This window comes from Neobacillus sp. S1227 (genome assembly GCF_055385255.1).
On record NZ_AP038276.1, the window covers coordinates 3,893,350 to 3,907,412 of the forward strand.

General features: G+C 40.4%; 14 protein-coding genes. 4 read left to right on the plus strand and 10 right to left on the minus strand.

Annotation, left to right across the window (positions count from 1 at the left end; genetic code table 11):
• Window positions 1-26 precede the first annotated feature (26 nt).
• Entirely contained in the window at window positions 27-704 is a 678-nt protein-coding gene (locus ACZ5AE_RS19440) for a M50 family metallopeptidase (protein WP_464566233.1), read from the minus strand.
• A 190-nt stretch (window positions 705-894) separates the two neighbouring features.
• On the opposite strand from ACZ5AE_RS19440, the gene ACZ5AE_RS19445 reads away from it, so the two are divergent.
• Together ACZ5AE_RS19445 and ACZ5AE_RS19450 are read left to right on the plus strand one after the other, a co-directional pair.
• Window positions 895-2,019: an ABC transporter ATP-binding protein gene (locus ACZ5AE_RS19445; protein ID WP_464566234.1), complete on the plus strand. Its 1,125-nt coding sequence runs from the start codon at window positions 895-897 to the stop codon at window positions 2,017-2,019.
• Window positions 2,019-3,575 carry an ABC transporter permease/substrate-binding protein gene (locus ACZ5AE_RS19450; RefSeq protein WP_464566235.1) on the plus strand — a complete coding sequence of 519 codons (1,557 nt, stop codon included), beginning with the start codon at window positions 2,019-2,021 and terminating at the stop codon, window positions 3,573-3,575. Before ACZ5AE_RS19445 ends, ACZ5AE_RS19450 begins: the two co-directional genes overlap by 1 nt.
• A gap of 117 nt (window positions 3,576-3,692) precedes the next feature.
• Here ACZ5AE_RS19450 and ACZ5AE_RS19455 read toward each other — a convergent pair whose 3' ends face one another.
• Complete coding sequence (locus tag ACZ5AE_RS19455) at window positions 3,693-4,310, minus strand: GntR family transcriptional regulator (protein WP_464566236.1); 618 nt, start codon at window positions 4,308-4,310, stop codon at window positions 3,693-3,695.
• A gap of 154 nt (window positions 4,311-4,464) precedes the next feature.
• Between ACZ5AE_RS19455 and ACZ5AE_RS19460 the strand changes: the two genes are divergently transcribed.
• Both ACZ5AE_RS19460 and ACZ5AE_RS19465 read left to right on the plus strand, forming a co-directional pair.
• The gene (locus tag ACZ5AE_RS19460; RefSeq protein ID WP_464566237.1) at window positions 4,465-5,037 is read left to right on the plus strand and encodes a DUF2238 domain-containing protein; all 573 of its coding nucleotides are present in this window, start codon (window positions 4,465-4,467) and stop codon (window positions 5,035-5,037) included.
• A gap of 10 nt (window positions 5,038-5,047) precedes the next feature.
• Window positions 5,048-5,626: a DUF2238 domain-containing protein gene (locus ACZ5AE_RS19465; protein ID WP_464566238.1), complete on the plus strand. Its 579-nt coding sequence runs from the start codon at window positions 5,048-5,050 to the stop codon at window positions 5,624-5,626.
• 33 nt (window positions 5,627-5,659) lie between these two features.
• Here ACZ5AE_RS19465 and ACZ5AE_RS19470 read toward each other — a convergent pair whose 3' ends face one another.
• From ACZ5AE_RS19470 to ACZ5AE_RS19505, 8 genes are all read right to left on the minus strand, one after another.
• Window positions 5,660-7,021 carry an aspartate kinase gene (locus ACZ5AE_RS19470; RefSeq protein ID WP_464566239.1) on the minus strand — a complete coding sequence of 454 codons (1,362 nt, stop codon included), beginning with the start codon at window positions 7,019-7,021 and terminating at the stop codon, window positions 5,660-5,662.
• Window positions 7,022-7,306: 285 nt separating this feature from the next.
• Entirely contained in the window at window positions 7,307-7,927 is a 621-nt protein-coding gene (locus ACZ5AE_RS19475) for an NUDIX hydrolase (protein WP_464566240.1), read from the minus strand.
• Window positions 7,928-8,038: 111 nt separating this feature from the next.
• Window positions 8,039-9,202: a homogentisate 1,2-dioxygenase gene (locus ACZ5AE_RS19480; protein ID WP_464566241.1), complete on the minus strand. Its 1,164-nt coding sequence runs from the start codon at window positions 9,200-9,202 to the stop codon at window positions 8,039-8,041.
• 40 nt (window positions 9,203-9,242) lie between these two features.
• A complete protein-coding gene (hppD, locus tag ACZ5AE_RS19485; RefSeq protein ID WP_464566242.1) occupies window positions 9,243-10,355 on the minus strand; it encodes a 4-hydroxyphenylpyruvate dioxygenase in 1,113 nt (370 codons plus the stop codon).
• A 225-nt stretch (window positions 10,356-10,580) separates the two neighbouring features.
• On the minus strand, window positions 10,581-11,375 hold the full coding sequence (locus ACZ5AE_RS19490) for an ABC transporter ATP-binding protein (RefSeq protein WP_464566243.1): 795 nt from the start codon (window positions 11,373-11,375) through the stop codon (window positions 10,581-10,583).
• Entirely contained in the window at window positions 11,350-12,381 is a 1,032-nt protein-coding gene (locus ACZ5AE_RS19495; protein WP_464573673.1) for an ABC transporter permease, read from the minus strand. The genes ACZ5AE_RS19490 and ACZ5AE_RS19495 overlap by 26 nt, the downstream gene beginning before the upstream one ends.
• Before the next feature lie 246 nt (window positions 12,382-12,627).
• Entirely contained in the window at window positions 12,628-13,626 is a 999-nt protein-coding gene (locus tag ACZ5AE_RS19500; protein ID WP_464566244.1) for an ABC transporter substrate-binding protein, read from the minus strand.
• Window positions 13,627-13,847: 221 nt separating this feature from the next.
• Complete coding sequence (locus tag ACZ5AE_RS19505; protein ID WP_464566245.1) at window positions 13,848-13,979, minus strand: hypothetical protein; 132 nt, start codon at window positions 13,977-13,979, stop codon at window positions 13,848-13,850.
• Between the last annotated feature and the right edge of the window lie 84 nt (window positions 13,980-14,063).

Sequence of the window (14,063 nt, forward strand, 5' to 3'; positions counted from 1 at the left end):
AGCCAGCTCCATTCCCCAGTATAAGCTTAAGTTTTGTAATATCCTTTTTTTAAGCCGTAATAACAAAACCAGAGTGCCTGAAAGAAAAAGAGTGCTCCCCAAAATGGGGCGGGAAAAATAATGGTCAAATTCGCCAAATTCGCCGCATCTCCCGCAGATTGCGGGCTTCGTAAACTTATAAAAAATATTTCAAATGCACTTTGAACTGAATCCACCAGTAATATGGAGGCGATTAGCATCAATAAATGATCTCTAAATCCTTGACTCCCTTTAATGAGCAGAAACAGGAACCCCGCTGCAAATGAACAGAGCCAAAAGATTCCATATGGATTTCGTACCCAAAATAGGAGGTTAATAAAAATGAATCCCAGGATGATGTCGATCAATAATATCTGTTTTTTCCATCCAAGTAATAAAAAGAAGAGAAAGGCTGAAAATGATGCAAATATATAACCCGCCAAACTGGTAAAAAAACTGCCAATCCAAGTTGACTGATTACTATACGTGGCACCTTCAGAATTCATAAATAACGAAATTCTTTCCACATTACCGCCCATTAAAGCCACGAATGCATGTCCGGACTCATGAATTAATGTATTTATCACCCGAAAATAATTCCCCATAAACGGAATATGAATTAATAGAATGCTAGTCACGAGGAAAAGAAAAAACTTCGCACTGAATTTTTCACGAACAAAGCTCAATTGACATTCTCCTCTATATTAAGAATTTTCATTTTTCTCTCTATTTTATCACTATTAATTGAAAAAGAATAACAATAACGATGCCATTAGGATTTTTGCGTATCTATTGGACAAATTTAGAGAGAATTCGACAACCAACAACTTATATGTTATGATTAAGTTGTTGCATTCCAAAAAGGAGGGTATGAGATTGATAGAGTTTAAGAATATTATAAAAAAATATCGATCCAAAACAGTTATTAATTCTTTTTCAATAAAAATTGAAGCGGGGCAGCTTGTTGTTTTTATCGGTCCAAGCGGATGCGGAAAGACAACCCTGCTAAAAATGATAAATAAGCTGATACAGCCAACCTCAGGTCAGATTTTGGTAGATGGCTCTGACATTTCCACCGTGAATCCGATTGAGCTGCGGCGGAATATTGGCTATGTCATTCAAAATACGGGTTTGTTCCCACATATGACCATTAAGGAAAACTTGGAGTTGATTCCTAAACTGAAGGGCGAACACCCTGCTGCCATTGAGAAGAAAACTAACGAGTTACTTGAAATAGTAGGGTTAGATCCCAAAGAATATCTGCACCGTTATCCAAAGGAATTAAGCGGTGGCCAGCAGCAGCGAATTGGCGTAGCAAGAGCCTTCTCCACAAACTCCGACATTATCTTAATGGATGAACCATTCAGTGCACTCGATCCCGTCACACGATCATCACTTCAGGATGAACTTTTCCAAATGCAAAAGGAATTAAACAAAACAATTATCTTTGTCACCCATGATATGGATGAGGCCATAAAAATAGCTGACAAGATTTGTATTTTAAAAGATGGCGATATTCTTCAGTATGACACGCCAGAAAACATCTTAAAAAATCCTGCTAATGATTTTGTTTCCGATTTTATCGGCAAACGCAGGGTATGGAATAATCCTGAATTGTTAATGGCCGAGGACATCATGATTCCGAATCCTGTTAAAATTACTGCCAAACGGAACGTCCTGCAGGCAATTGAAATCATGAAGGAACACAAAGTCGACAGTTTATTGGTTACTGACAAAAATAACCGCCTTATCGGATTGGTGACCTTGAAAGGAATTCAATTACTAAACCGCAACTCCGAAATTGAATCCGTCATGGAGAAGAATGTCTTGTCAGTATCACAGGATGCCAATTTGATTTCCGTTCTCGAAACCATGAATGAACATAAGATTGGTTACGTTCCTGTTATTAACAGTACCGGACAATTAACAGGTCTTATTACGAGAAGCAGTATTTTATCTGCACTTAGCAGCCAATTAATCGATATGGAGGTGGCCTTTTAATGGGTGAATTATGGAACTATGCAAGTAATAACTATAACCAACTCCTTGAACTTTTAGGGCAGCATATATATTTAAGTGTCATGTCTGTTCTGATTGCTACCGTTATTGGAATTCCACTAGGAATATTGATTTCCAGAGAGCCAAAGCTTTCTAAACCAATCATTGGCACTACAAATGTCATTCAGGCGGTGCCAAGTCTGGCCTTGCTCGGATTTCTTATTCCATTTATCGGCATCGGCAGTACCCCTGCTATTGTAATGGTGGTATTGTACTCCCTTCTGCCAATTGTCAAAAATACCTATACGGGATTAACCAATATTGATCGAGACATTCTGGAAGCCGCCAAAGGTATCGGTCTGACCAAGGGTCAAACAATGAGAAAGGTGCAGCTGCCGCTGGCCTTCCCGATGATTATGGCGGGTATCAGAATTTCAGCCGTTACGGCTGTTGGGTTAATGACGATTGCAGCCTTTGTCGGAGCAGGCGGATTGGGTTATCTTGTCTTCTCAGGTGTGCAAACGGTCGATAATGCCATGATATTGGCTGGTGCGATTCCGGCCTGTATTCTTGCATTATTAATCGACTTTATTGTCGGAAAGCTTGAGACTTCCCTATCTTATAAGACAAAACAATCTTCCGCATCAAAAACTGGGAAAACAACCAAAAAAATTATTCTGTCCTTTGCAAGTGTACTTTTGGTTATCGCCGGTGTTTTTACAGTTTATTCAAAGGCCCAGGCCGGTGAAAAAATTGTTATTGGTTCAAAGAATTTCAGTGAACAGCTAATTCTTGGTAATATGCTTGCGGATCTAATCGAAAATAAAACCGATTTAGAAGTTGAAAGAAAGCTTAATCTTGGCGGTTCTCAGGTTACCTTCAGCGCCCTTAACAGCGGTGATATCGATGTATATGTTGAGTATACCGGAACAGGACTTGTCAATATTTTAAAGCAGCCGCCACAGAATAATCCTGATCAGGTTTATGATTATGTTCAAAATGAATTTAACAAAAAATATGGGATTAGATTATTAAAGCCGCTTGGTTTTAATAACACCTACGCATTGGCCATCCGTCAGGATACCGCTGATCGATACGGACTGAAAACCATCTCTGATTTGGCTAAAGTCAGCAACGAATTAATCATGGGTCCGACCATCGAGTTCCCAAATCGGGAAGACGGACTAATTGGCCTTTCCAAAACGTATAATATGCAATTTAAAGATGTTAAAGCCGTTGACGGCGGCCTGCGTTATACAGCACTCGACAACCACAAAAGCGACGTTATTGATGCATTCTCAACTGATGGCTTAATTGAAGCCTTTAAGCTAAAAGTGTTAAAGGATGATAAGAACTTCTTCCCTCCTTACTATGCAGTTCCAATCATCAAGGAGGAAACTTTAAAAGAACATCCTGAACTAAAAGATGTTCTTAACAGCCTTGCCGGAAAGATAACTGAAGATAAAATGAGGGAACTAAATTACAAGGTTGATAGTCTAAAAGAATCCCCGGCAAAAGTTGCCAAAGAATTTTTAGAAAAAGAAGGATTAGTGGATTAAATCAAGAATTAAGGAGGCGGACATTTATGCCGCCTCCTTTTTTAGCTAATAAAAAATAATAATGCAGCTGCACCTCATGAACCGTCCTAATGGACTCTCCAATCGGCAAGTTTTCATTTATTCCTGTATAAAATGAACCAGCCTGTCGTAGGTTTCCTCGCTTCCAATAACGAGCAATACATCCCCTTCTAGAATGAGCGCGTACGGTCCTGGAGAGATCACGAGACCTCCTTTTCTTTTGATCCCAATTACCGTGCCGCCGGTGTTTTGCCAAAATTTCAAATCCGAAATAGTCTTGCCGATATGGCTGCAGTTAGGAAGAATTTCGACTTCAATCGGTGCAAGCGGATTCGTATGACGAAGCTTTCCTGAATAATCCAATATTTTTCGGAGCGTATCAAACAATTGGTCATCCAGCTTATTTCTTTCCAACATAAGTGTATTCATTTGTTTTTCTAATTCCTTGATACTAGCCAGATTCGAAAAACGTGAAATATATTTAAAAGCATTTTCACGGGATGAGATGACAATGCCGCTTCCTTTTGTGGACTGGACAATTTCCACATCCTCCAAAATCTTAATGGCCCTCCTGACTGTTTCCGGGGATACCTTGTAATCACTTGCCAATGTCGATCTTCCATGAATCTTATCCCCAACTTTAAATTCTCCATCATAAATTCGATTGGCCAAATCGATGGCGATTCGTTCATATGTCGGTATTTGTGCCCTTTGCATAAGAAGCCTCCACAAAGTTATTCATATAAGTTATCTTTTCCAGTATTACTATACCTTTTTAATAAGATGTTGGCGAGTGCCGGATACATACTCGGGTAAAATCGGAGCATACTGGGCATAATATCAGGCAGGACTCTTGTACTGAGGTGCAATTATGTGGCGAAAGGTTCTTGGTGTTTTAAGTGCGATTTTTATTTTATTTATGGCTGTCCTATTTATTATATACATCATGAAGGGGGACTCATCCCGTTGGCAGGTAGCCCTTGGAGGAATTTTGGTCAGTGCCCTTCCACTTTTTTTATTGCGCTTTAAAAACAATCCATTCAACATCCCACTAATCATAGGTTATTATTTCTTTTTATTTTGCTCGTTATATTTAGGCTCCATCTCAAGTTTTTATTTACATCACAAATGGTGGGACTCCACCCTTCATTTTTATAAAGGCGTGTATGTGGGGATTGTAGGAATTGCCTTATTTAAGAATATGATAAGAGCAAACATAAAAAATGAGGTCTCGTCCTGGATTCTCTTTCTGTTTGTCCTCTCATTATCAGTCTTGGCAAGTGCACTATGGGAGATTTACGAGTTTTTAGGGGATATTACCTTTACGCACACGATGCAAAGAGGCGGCAATAAGGATACAATGATTGATTTGCTATTCGGTCTTGCAGGGGGGACCCTCGTGGCTGTTTATGCAAAAGTTAGGAAAACAGACTTTGTAGGTTAGGGTGGCATATATGAATCGAAAATTTGTCATTTTATTAAGCGGGTTGTACGTAATTTTCATGGCAATTTTAGCTTACTATTATCATTATCAAGGGCAATCTTTTAAATCAACTGTAGCTATAGGCGGTATCGTCTGCGGAGCAATCCCGCTTTTCTTGGCGGTATTTACAAAGCTCCAATTTAATCTGCCCATTGTCATTTCTTATTTAATTTTTTTAATTGGCTCACAATATTTAGGGTCCATCCGCGGCTGGTATGGGCTTGGCTGGTGGGACAGCTTTATGCATTTGGTCAGCGGGGCAATTTTAGCTTTTGCCGGCATCGCCTTGTATGAACGGCTGATTCACAGGTCAGCCGGTGAAGATATTTCTCCATGGTTTGTGTTTTTATTTACGTTATCATTTGCCGTTCTTGGGGGTGTGCTATGGGAGATTTATGAATTTAGCTGTGACCAGTTTTTAGGGATGACCCTGCAAGGCGGTGGAAATAAAGATACGATGACGGACCTGATTGCCGACACCCTTGGCGGATTAATGATTGCGATATGGTCTGGGATAAGGACAAAGATTAAACTTAACAAGAGAAAATAAAAGCAGCCCTAATCAAATAAGGCTGCTTTAATCTTAAACGGTCACTGCTGTAAAAAACTCTTCATAAATCGCCTTTACCGCTATTTTTTCGTCAACTGACTTAACACCGAACATCATGCTAACTTCGGATGAACCCTGATTAATCATTTCGATATTAACCTTGGCTTTGGCCAAGGCTTTCGAGGCTCTGGCAATAGTGCCTACATTTCGGCGCATTCCCTCTCCAACTACCATGATCAAAGAAAGTCCATGAACAAGCTTTACTTCATCTGCGTGTAGTTCTGTTTTAATTCGCTGCAGAATTTCCTTTTCCATTTCACCGTCAAACTGGTTTTCTCGTAAAATCACGGAAATATCATCAATCCCCGACGGCGTATGCTCATATGATAATCCGAAGTCTTCTAAAATCCCGAGAAGTTTACGTCCAAAGCCCACTTCACGGTTCATTAAGTATTTGCTCACATAAATGCTGCAAAAGCCCTTATCACTGGCAATCCCGACTGCAGGCCCGTTGGTGTTTTCCCGCTCAGCCACAATCCTCGTACCTGGGGCACTTGGATTATTAGTGTTCTTGACATGAACCGGAATTCCCGCGCGGAAGGCCGGCACAAGCGCCTCATCATGCAATACACTAAAACCTGCATAGGAAAGCTCCCGCATTTCTCGGTAGGTTAATTCCTTTATTTCCTTTGGTTTTTCAACAATATAAGGGTTAACGGAATAAACGGCATCCACATCCGTAAAGTTCTCATACAAATCAGACTTTAAAGCATTGGCGAGAATGGAACCAGTAATATCCGAGCCGCTTCGCGAAAACGTAAAGACTTCTCCTTCTTCACTGTAGCCAAAGAATCCTGGGAAAATTAAAATGCCTGGCTGATTCCGGAGTGCAAATAAGCGTTCATAAGCTTCAGGCAGTGCCTGAGCATTTCCCGGTTCTGGGCTTACAACCAGCCCTGCCTCTTTCGGATCGACATAATAGGCCTCCACTTCACGCTTGCGGAAAAATGCTGCCACTAATTTGGCATTATTATCTTCGCCAGCGGCTTTTAACCTGTCTATGTAACGATCAGGCTTATCCTTGTCACCGTTTAATCTTGCAAATAAATCATCTTCGATATCTGCAATGATTTCGCCTGGAAGCGAAAGCTCCTCTGCAATACCTCGATATCTTTCTAGAACGGTGTTAATTTCTTCTTCAGGATTACTGTCTGCCAACGATTTTTCAGCACATGTTATTAATAAATCAGTTACTTTTATATCTTCCGGGTTCCGCTTACCCGGTGCTGATACAACAACCACTTTGCGTTCCGGATCTGACATGACGATTTGGAATACCTTTTCAAGTTGTTTTCCTGAAGCTAAAGAGGAGCCCCCAAACTTAACGACCTTCATTCTGACATCTCCTAATTTTTAAAAATATAAACTTAATTTTATTACAATTTTGAAATTATTCAAGTGTTTTTTCCGTAATACGTGTACAATTGTTCATTCCAGGTGGACATTTAGAAATATCGGATAAATAAAAACTCGCCGATTGGCGAGTCCATTAGGACGTTTCATGGGGCGCAGTTGAAATTACGCGTTAAAAAAGTATAAAAATTAGGGGAAATTTATACTTACTTATTTGCCCAAAAAAACAGTATATTTTTAAGATAAACACACTGCCTTAGGGTAAACTTATGCTCCGCGGATTAGCTCAATAAAATGGGCAAGGATTCTAGCTGTTAATCCCCAGATGACTTTATCTTCGTAAAGATAGAAATATTCCTCCATCCCTCGTGCCCGCCAATTATAATTCTCACCGCCAACAATTAAATCAAACGGAAAATTTTTCTCCGGTTCCATTTTAAATTCAATTTGATAAATTTCCGGCTCTTTTTCAAAAAAGAAAGACAACGGCACAGTAAAAACTTCTCCAACTTCAGTTGGATTTGGGTTTACCTTTTCCGGATTTTTTATGAACCCTGCATAAGGATATATAATCATGCCAAAGGGCGAAACCATGTAATCAAGGGGATAGACTTTTGATATCTCTACTCTGTCAATCCCGAGTTCCTCATTTGTCTCACGGAGGGCAGCAGCTTCAGCGTCCACGTCATCGGAATCAATCTTGCCGCCGGGAAAACAGATCTCACCTGGCTGTCTTTTTAACTGAAGAGACCGAACCTCAAATAACACATGAACCTCATCACCTTTTAATACAAGCGGCACCATAACTGCATATTTTGAAAATTTCTTGCTCCCTAGTATTTCTGGAGTATGCGCCTTTAATTTTGCTAATATAGCTTCCAATTTCATTAATTTCACCTCTCGCCAAAAACCTCTATCTAAAGCATACCATTTTTTTAAAAATAATCCTCTTTAAATGAAAAAACAACCCAACCTTAATGTTGGATTGCTTCAACCATTCTATTCTTTCCTTTCGTACCAGGAATACATATAGGCAGGGTCCTCATATTCATGAGCATTTTTTACAACCTTTAGTGGGTGAAAAGTATCAATCATAACAGCCAATTCAAGTGTCTCTTTCTTCCCAATGCTCGCCTCCGTTTTCCCCGGGTGAGGCCCATGTGGAATTCCGCTTGGGTGCAGGGTTATTGATCCCTCCTGGATACCTTTACGGCTCATAAAATTTCCCTTTACATAATAGAGAAGCTCGTCACTGTTTACATTGCTATGATAATATGGTGCCGGGATGGCCTCAGGATGATAATCGTAAAGACGGGGGACAAATGAGCAAACAACAAAGTTGTTTCCTTCAAATGTTTGATGAACCGGCGGCGGTTGATGAATCCTTCCTGTAATTGGTTCAAAGTCTTCTATATTAAAGGCAAACGGGTACAAATAACCGTCCCAGCCTGCCACATCAAGCGGATGATGGCCAATAATATGCGAATGGATGGCCCCGCGTGACTTGGTTAAAACCTCAAATTCCCCTAGTTGATTATAGGTTTCTAACCCTTCCGGCCCGCGGATGTCCCGTTCGCAAAACGGACTATGCTCCAGCAGCTGCCCGAATTCGTTCCGATAACGCCGAGGTGTTGTGATTTGACTAAATGCTTCAACAAACAGTATTTTTGTTGGTTCACCCTCTTTGGGAATCAATCTGTATATTGTTCCAATCGGGATGATTAGGTAATCACCTGGTCCGTACGATAACGTCCCAAACATCGTCTCCAGCTTTCCTGTGCCGCTATGAATAAACAGCATCTCATCGCCGTCACCATTTCGATAAAAACTGTTTAACCTTTCTGTGACAGCTGCCGTCCCGATTAACAGATCTTGATTTCCCAAAAGGTATTCTCTTCCCTTTAAGAAATCTCCGCGCCTATTAATTTTATTTGTAAAAAAATGCCGATGCTTAAGCGTTTGCTGTTCTTCATATTCAGGCAGATAACACCCCTTTAGTTCCGCTTTTACAACCTCTGTCGGCATGTATTGATGGTAAAGAATTGATTGAGTGCCGGAAAACCCCCTGGTACCCATAACTTGCTCTCTATAAAGACTTCCATCCTCTTTTTTAAACATTGTATGCCGCTTGCGGGGCAGCTTCCCCATTTGACGGTAATACATCCGTTCACCTCGCCCTTTAAAAACAGCTAATTATCTATTTTTATAAATTTCCTCTTTTCTCCTGCTCACGTTCAATAGATTCAAATAGGGCCTTAAAGTTTCCCTCACCAAAGCCCCTTGCCCCTTTACGCTGGATGATTTCAATAAACAGGGTTGGCCGGTCGACAATCGGCTTTGTGAAGATTTGCAGCAAATATCCCTCATCATCGCGATCTACTAAAATATTCAATTCACGTAGTTTTCCAATCTCTTCATCAATCTTTCCAATCCTCTCTGCTAATGAATCATAATAGGCTCCTGGTGTAGATAGGAATTCCACACCATTTTTCTTTAACGCCGTTACAGTTGAAACGATATCCTCAGTTAAAATGGCCAGATGCTGAACCCCCGGGCCATTATAGAATTCTAGGTATTCCTGGATTTGCGACTTGCGCTTACCCTCAGCAGGTTCATTAATTGGGAATTTGATTCTGCCGCCGTTATGCATCACTTTTGACATGAGTGCCGAATATTCGGTTGTAATATCCTTGTCAGTAAAATGCTTCATTTCCTTAAAGCCCATCACCTTGGAATAGTACTCAACCCATTCCTCCATACTTTCAACATTGCCAACAACATGGTCAAACCCAATTAAGCCTGTTTCCTCTGCCGGCAGATTTGAATAAGACTTATACCCCGGCAAAAAGGCACCTTGATAATTTTTCCGTTCTATAAGCGTATGAATGGTATCGCCGTAAGTACCGAGAACGGCTTTTTTCACGATACCGTTTTCATCTTTCATTTCAAATGGAGCGGCAATTGCAATAGCTCCTCTCTTTACTGCCTCCTCAAAAGCCTTTGTCACGTCGTCAACAAGCAGGGCCACATCCTTTACACCGTCACCATGTTTCTTAACAAATTGGGCTGTCCGGGTATTTTCGGTGTAGGATCCGGTAAGAACGAGTCGAATATTTCCCTGTTTCAATACATAGGAAACGTTTTCACGATTTCCTGTTTCAAGCCCGGAATAAGCAATCGGCCGAAACCCAAACGCAGTACAAAAATAATGGCTCGCCTGCTTGGCATTCCCTGTATAAATTTCTATATAATCCACGTCCCGGACGGGAAAAAAATCTTCGACTATCCGCTCTGCTCTCGATATCTTTTCTTTCATGCTTTAAACCCCCTTATCATTTTTAAACACACTATAAATACATTGTAAAAAGGGGCCGCCTATTCCCTCAAGAATAGAGTGCAAAGCAATAACGCTTTGGGGCATTAAACACAAATTTTTTTAAGATAAAAAAAAACATACCAGACAGCGGTATGTTTCTACTATTTAGGTGTTGGAAAATGTATTTCAATAAAATATTGTCCGTATTTCCAGTCAAAAAATTTTTTATGAGAGGACGGCCCGGTCGCTTGCCATTTGAACGCCGCGGATTCTTTTGAATTCCTCGAGTAATCCTTCGATAGTTAGACCTTTCTTTTGTTCCTCGTTTACTTCTAAAATTATTTGACCTTTATCCATCATAATCAAGCGGTTCCCGAGGTCGATCGCCTGCTGCATATTATGGGTAACCATTAAGGTAGTAAGCTTATACTTATCGACGATTTCCTTTGTCAAATTCGAAATTAACTCAGCACGAGATGGATCAAGGGCAGCGGTATGTTCATCCAAAAGGAGAATGGAAGGCTCTGTGAACGTTGCCATTAATAATGATAAGGCTTGACGTTCTCCGCCTGACAGGAGCCCGACCTTTGCACTGAGGCGATTTTCCAGTCCAAGATGAAGCGACTCTAAAACCTCCCGGAAATAATCGCGGCGTTTTTTTGTAACACCCCTCCTAAGGGATCTTGTTTTATTCCGGGAATATGCCATTGCAAGATTCTCTTCAATTGTCATGCTCGGTGCTGTACCGGCCATCGGATCCTGGAAGACGCGGCCAATCATTTTTGCACGTTTATACTCGGACATTGTGGTCACATTTTTACCATCGATAAAAACTTCGCCAATATCAGGGAGTATGCCGCCAGAAATGATATTCATTAGGGTTGATTTACCCGCTCCGTTACTTCCGATAACTGTTACGAAATCTCCCTTTTTCATAGTTAAATTAATATGATCAATGGCAATCTTTTCATCTGGCGAACCTTCGTTGAAAATTTTATGAATCTGATTTAACTGCAGCATGATTTTCACCCTTCCGCTCTACAGATGCTTGCATTACGCCCAGTTTTTCTGCTTTTCTGCGAGCTTTCCGCTTTTTCTCTTTTGAACGTTCAATAATCTTAGGTGTTGTCAAAGCAAGAATGACAATAATTGCGGTTATCAACTTCATATCTCCTGGATCGAGGAATTCAATTCTTAGTGCCATTGAAACTACAATCCGGTAGATAATGGAGCCCCCAATTACAGCAAGTGTGGCTCTGGCAATTGTTTTAGTACCGAATAATGCTTCGCCAATGATAACAGATGCTAGCCCGATGATAATCATTCCGATTCCCATTCCGACATCCGCAAAACCGCCTTGCTGGGCAATCAATGCTCCGGAAAAAGCTACTAGAGCATTGGAGAGTCCCAAACCAAGAACAGTCAAAAGATTTGTATTGGCTGAAAAACTACGAATCATGCGCTGATTATTTCCTGTCGCTCTGACAGCAAGCCCGATTTCCGTTTGTAAAAACCAATCGGTCAGGAACTTAATCATAAAGGTAACAATAAGCATGAAAATAAGAATGCCCCATGTTTCAGGAAGACTGTCGCCTAAACCTGCTGCGGTAAGCAGTCCGTTTAGGATTGAATCAATTCCCAATTTTTCGAAAATATCTCCGATTTTCGTGAAGGCTGTATCCGTATTTAATAATGGAATGTTGGAACGCCCCATAATCCTTAAGTTAATGGAGTAAAGAGCAATCATCATTAAAATACCGGCAAGCAAATTGTTAATTTTTCCAAAAGTATGTAGGATCCCGGTCATACATCCAGCAAGAAAACCCGCAAATAAAGCCATTATTGTTGCTAAAAAGGGATTCGCTCCCCCTGCAATCATAACGGCAGCAATCGCGCCTCCTGTAACAAAACTTCCATCTACCGTTAAATCTGGGAAATCTAGAATACGAAAGGATAGATAGACGCCCAGCGCCATAATCGCATAGATGATACCCGCTTCGAATGATCCAAATATGGCTGTAAACATTGTGTTCATCCTTCCTTTTTTTGACATTTAGCTAAATAAGTTTGGCCTCATCGCTTTGTTTCAAGCGCATAAGGAGTCAATCCTAGAAAGATTGACTCCTGTTAATCTATTCGTCACTCTTATTTGTCTAGCTCCAGCGCCTAGGGGATCGCAGGTCTACAGCCAATCCGTCAGGAAGGCTAAAAGGCAGCCTTCTCGCTGGCTCGACTTATGCCTGTCGCCACTAAACAAGGCGCTTCCGCTTTTCTATTTCCCGTCATAAAACTCGCCAAGCTTGCTCCATTCTTCTTTTACTTCAAGACCTTGAGCTTCAGCAGCTTTTTTATTAATGACCAATTTTAGAGTCTTCGGCAGCTCAACCGGAATTTCGGAAGTTTTTTTCTTTCCGGATAAAATGTCAGCAGCCATTAATCCAGATTGATACCCAATGTCAAAATAATTGAATCCGGTTGCTGCAACGGCACCCTTTTTCATAGAATCAAGTTCACCGACAAACAGAGGAATCTTTTTGCTGTTGGCGACTGCAATAACAGAATCAAGTGCAGTAACGACTGTGTTATCAGTTGGAATATAAATGGCATCGACACGGCCCACCAACGATTCAGCAGCCTGTTTCACTTCAGAAGTATTGGCCACAGAAACTTCTACAAGTTTAGCACCCTTCTCTTCTACTAATTTCTTAACCTCTTTCACTTGAACTTCGGAATTTTGCTCCCCGGAGTTATAAATGACGCCAACATTCTTGGCTTTTACTTCATCTGTAATGAAATTTATTGTTTTCTTTGTTGCTTCTGGATGATTATCAGTTGTTCCTGTAATATTTTTTCCTGGCTGGTCAAAAGCTTTAACTAAGCCTGCGCCAACTGGATCAGTTACAGATGTGAAAATAATTGGAATGTCTTTTGTTGCATTCAAAGCTGCTGTAGCACTTGGAGTAGCATTTGCAAAGATTAAATCAACCTTGTCACCTACGAAATTCTTAGCAATTGTTTGGGTGTTGTTCATATCTGCTTGAGCATTTTGTTCGTCAAATTTCACTTTGATTCCTTTGTCTGCTAAGGCCTTCTTAAAGCCTTCTGTTGCTGCATCTAATGAGGGGTGCGGTGCAAACTGGCTGATTCCGACTTTAAATTCTTTATCTGCCCCGCCTTTTTCTGATTCGCTGGAAGTTTCCTTGCTTCCACAGCCGGCAAGAAGCAGCATTCCGGCTAAAGCAATGGAAAGGCCTTTGACTTTTTTCTTCATAGAGTAATCCCCCTAATTATTTTTCTAAAAATTTATTATATTAAAAATTATTCTAGTATTTTTTTAGTACAAAAGCAATAGAAAATTCAAAATTTATTTTTTGCTTTAAAGCGGCAAATCGAAAGAGTTCCACAATTTTAGTGCTTTTTTCAAAAAAAAAAACCTTCCAATAATGGAAGGCAAATCTATAAAAAGTATTCGGAGGAACTAGGATCTAATTTTCACCAATCTTTTGTACTGTCAAGCAACTTGTCAATTTCTACCGGTTTCAGTTTTCCAATATTTTTCTCAGATGTTAGATCTGAAGTAGCTTCTAGTAATTTGTCAATGTCAATCAATAAGGTTCCCATCATCTAACCTCCCGAGTATAGTAATTTACTAAACTATTCGAATACATTATGTAAATCTTGGGGGTACTTTCCTGTTTTTATTGAAAA

Bases quoted from the DNA above. Each gene is read 5' to 3' on its own strand.
- ACZ5AE_RS19475 (WP_464566240.1), bottom strand. From the start codon at position 7,927: ATGAAATTGGAAGCTATATTAGCAAAATTAAAGGCGCATACTCCAGAA.
- ACZ5AE_RS19480 (WP_464566241.1), bottom strand. From the start codon at position 9,202: ATGTATTACCGTCAAATGGGGAAGCTGCCCCGCAAGCGGCATACAATG.
- ACZ5AE_RS19500 (WP_464566244.1), bottom strand. From the start codon at position 13,626: ATGAAGAAAAAAGTCAAAGGCCTTTCCATTGCTTTAGCCGGAATGCTG.
- ACZ5AE_RS19490 (WP_464566243.1), bottom strand. From the start codon at position 11,375: ATGCTGCAGTTAAATCAGATTCATAAAATTTTCAACGAAGGTTCGCCA.
- ACZ5AE_RS19495 (WP_464573673.1), bottom strand. From the start codon at position 12,381: ATGTTTACAGCCATATTTGGATCATTCGAAGCGGGTATCATCTATGCG.
- ACZ5AE_RS19465 (WP_464566238.1), top strand. From the start codon at position 5,048: ATGAATCGAAAATTTGTCATTTTATTAAGCGGGTTGTACGTAATTTTC.
- ACZ5AE_RS19505 (WP_464566245.1), bottom strand. From the start codon at position 13,979: ATGATGGGAACCTTATTGATTGACATTGACAAATTACTAGAAGCTACT.
- ACZ5AE_RS19455 (WP_464566236.1), bottom strand. From the start codon at position 4,310: ATGCAAAGGGCACAAATACCGACATATGAACGAATCGCCATCGATTTG.
- ACZ5AE_RS19460 (WP_464566237.1), top strand. From the start codon at position 4,465: ATGTGGCGAAAGGTTCTTGGTGTTTTAAGTGCGATTTTTATTTTATTT.
- ACZ5AE_RS19470 (WP_464566239.1), bottom strand. From the start codon at position 7,021: ATGAAGGTCGTTAAGTTTGGGGGCTCCTCTTTAGCTTCAGGAAAACAA.
- ACZ5AE_RS19450 (WP_464566235.1), top strand. From the start codon at position 2,019: ATGGGTGAATTATGGAACTATGCAAGTAATAACTATAACCAACTCCTT.
- hppD (WP_464566242.1), bottom strand. From the start codon at position 10,355: ATGAAAGAAAAGATATCGAGAGCAGAGCGGATAGTCGAAGATTTTTTT.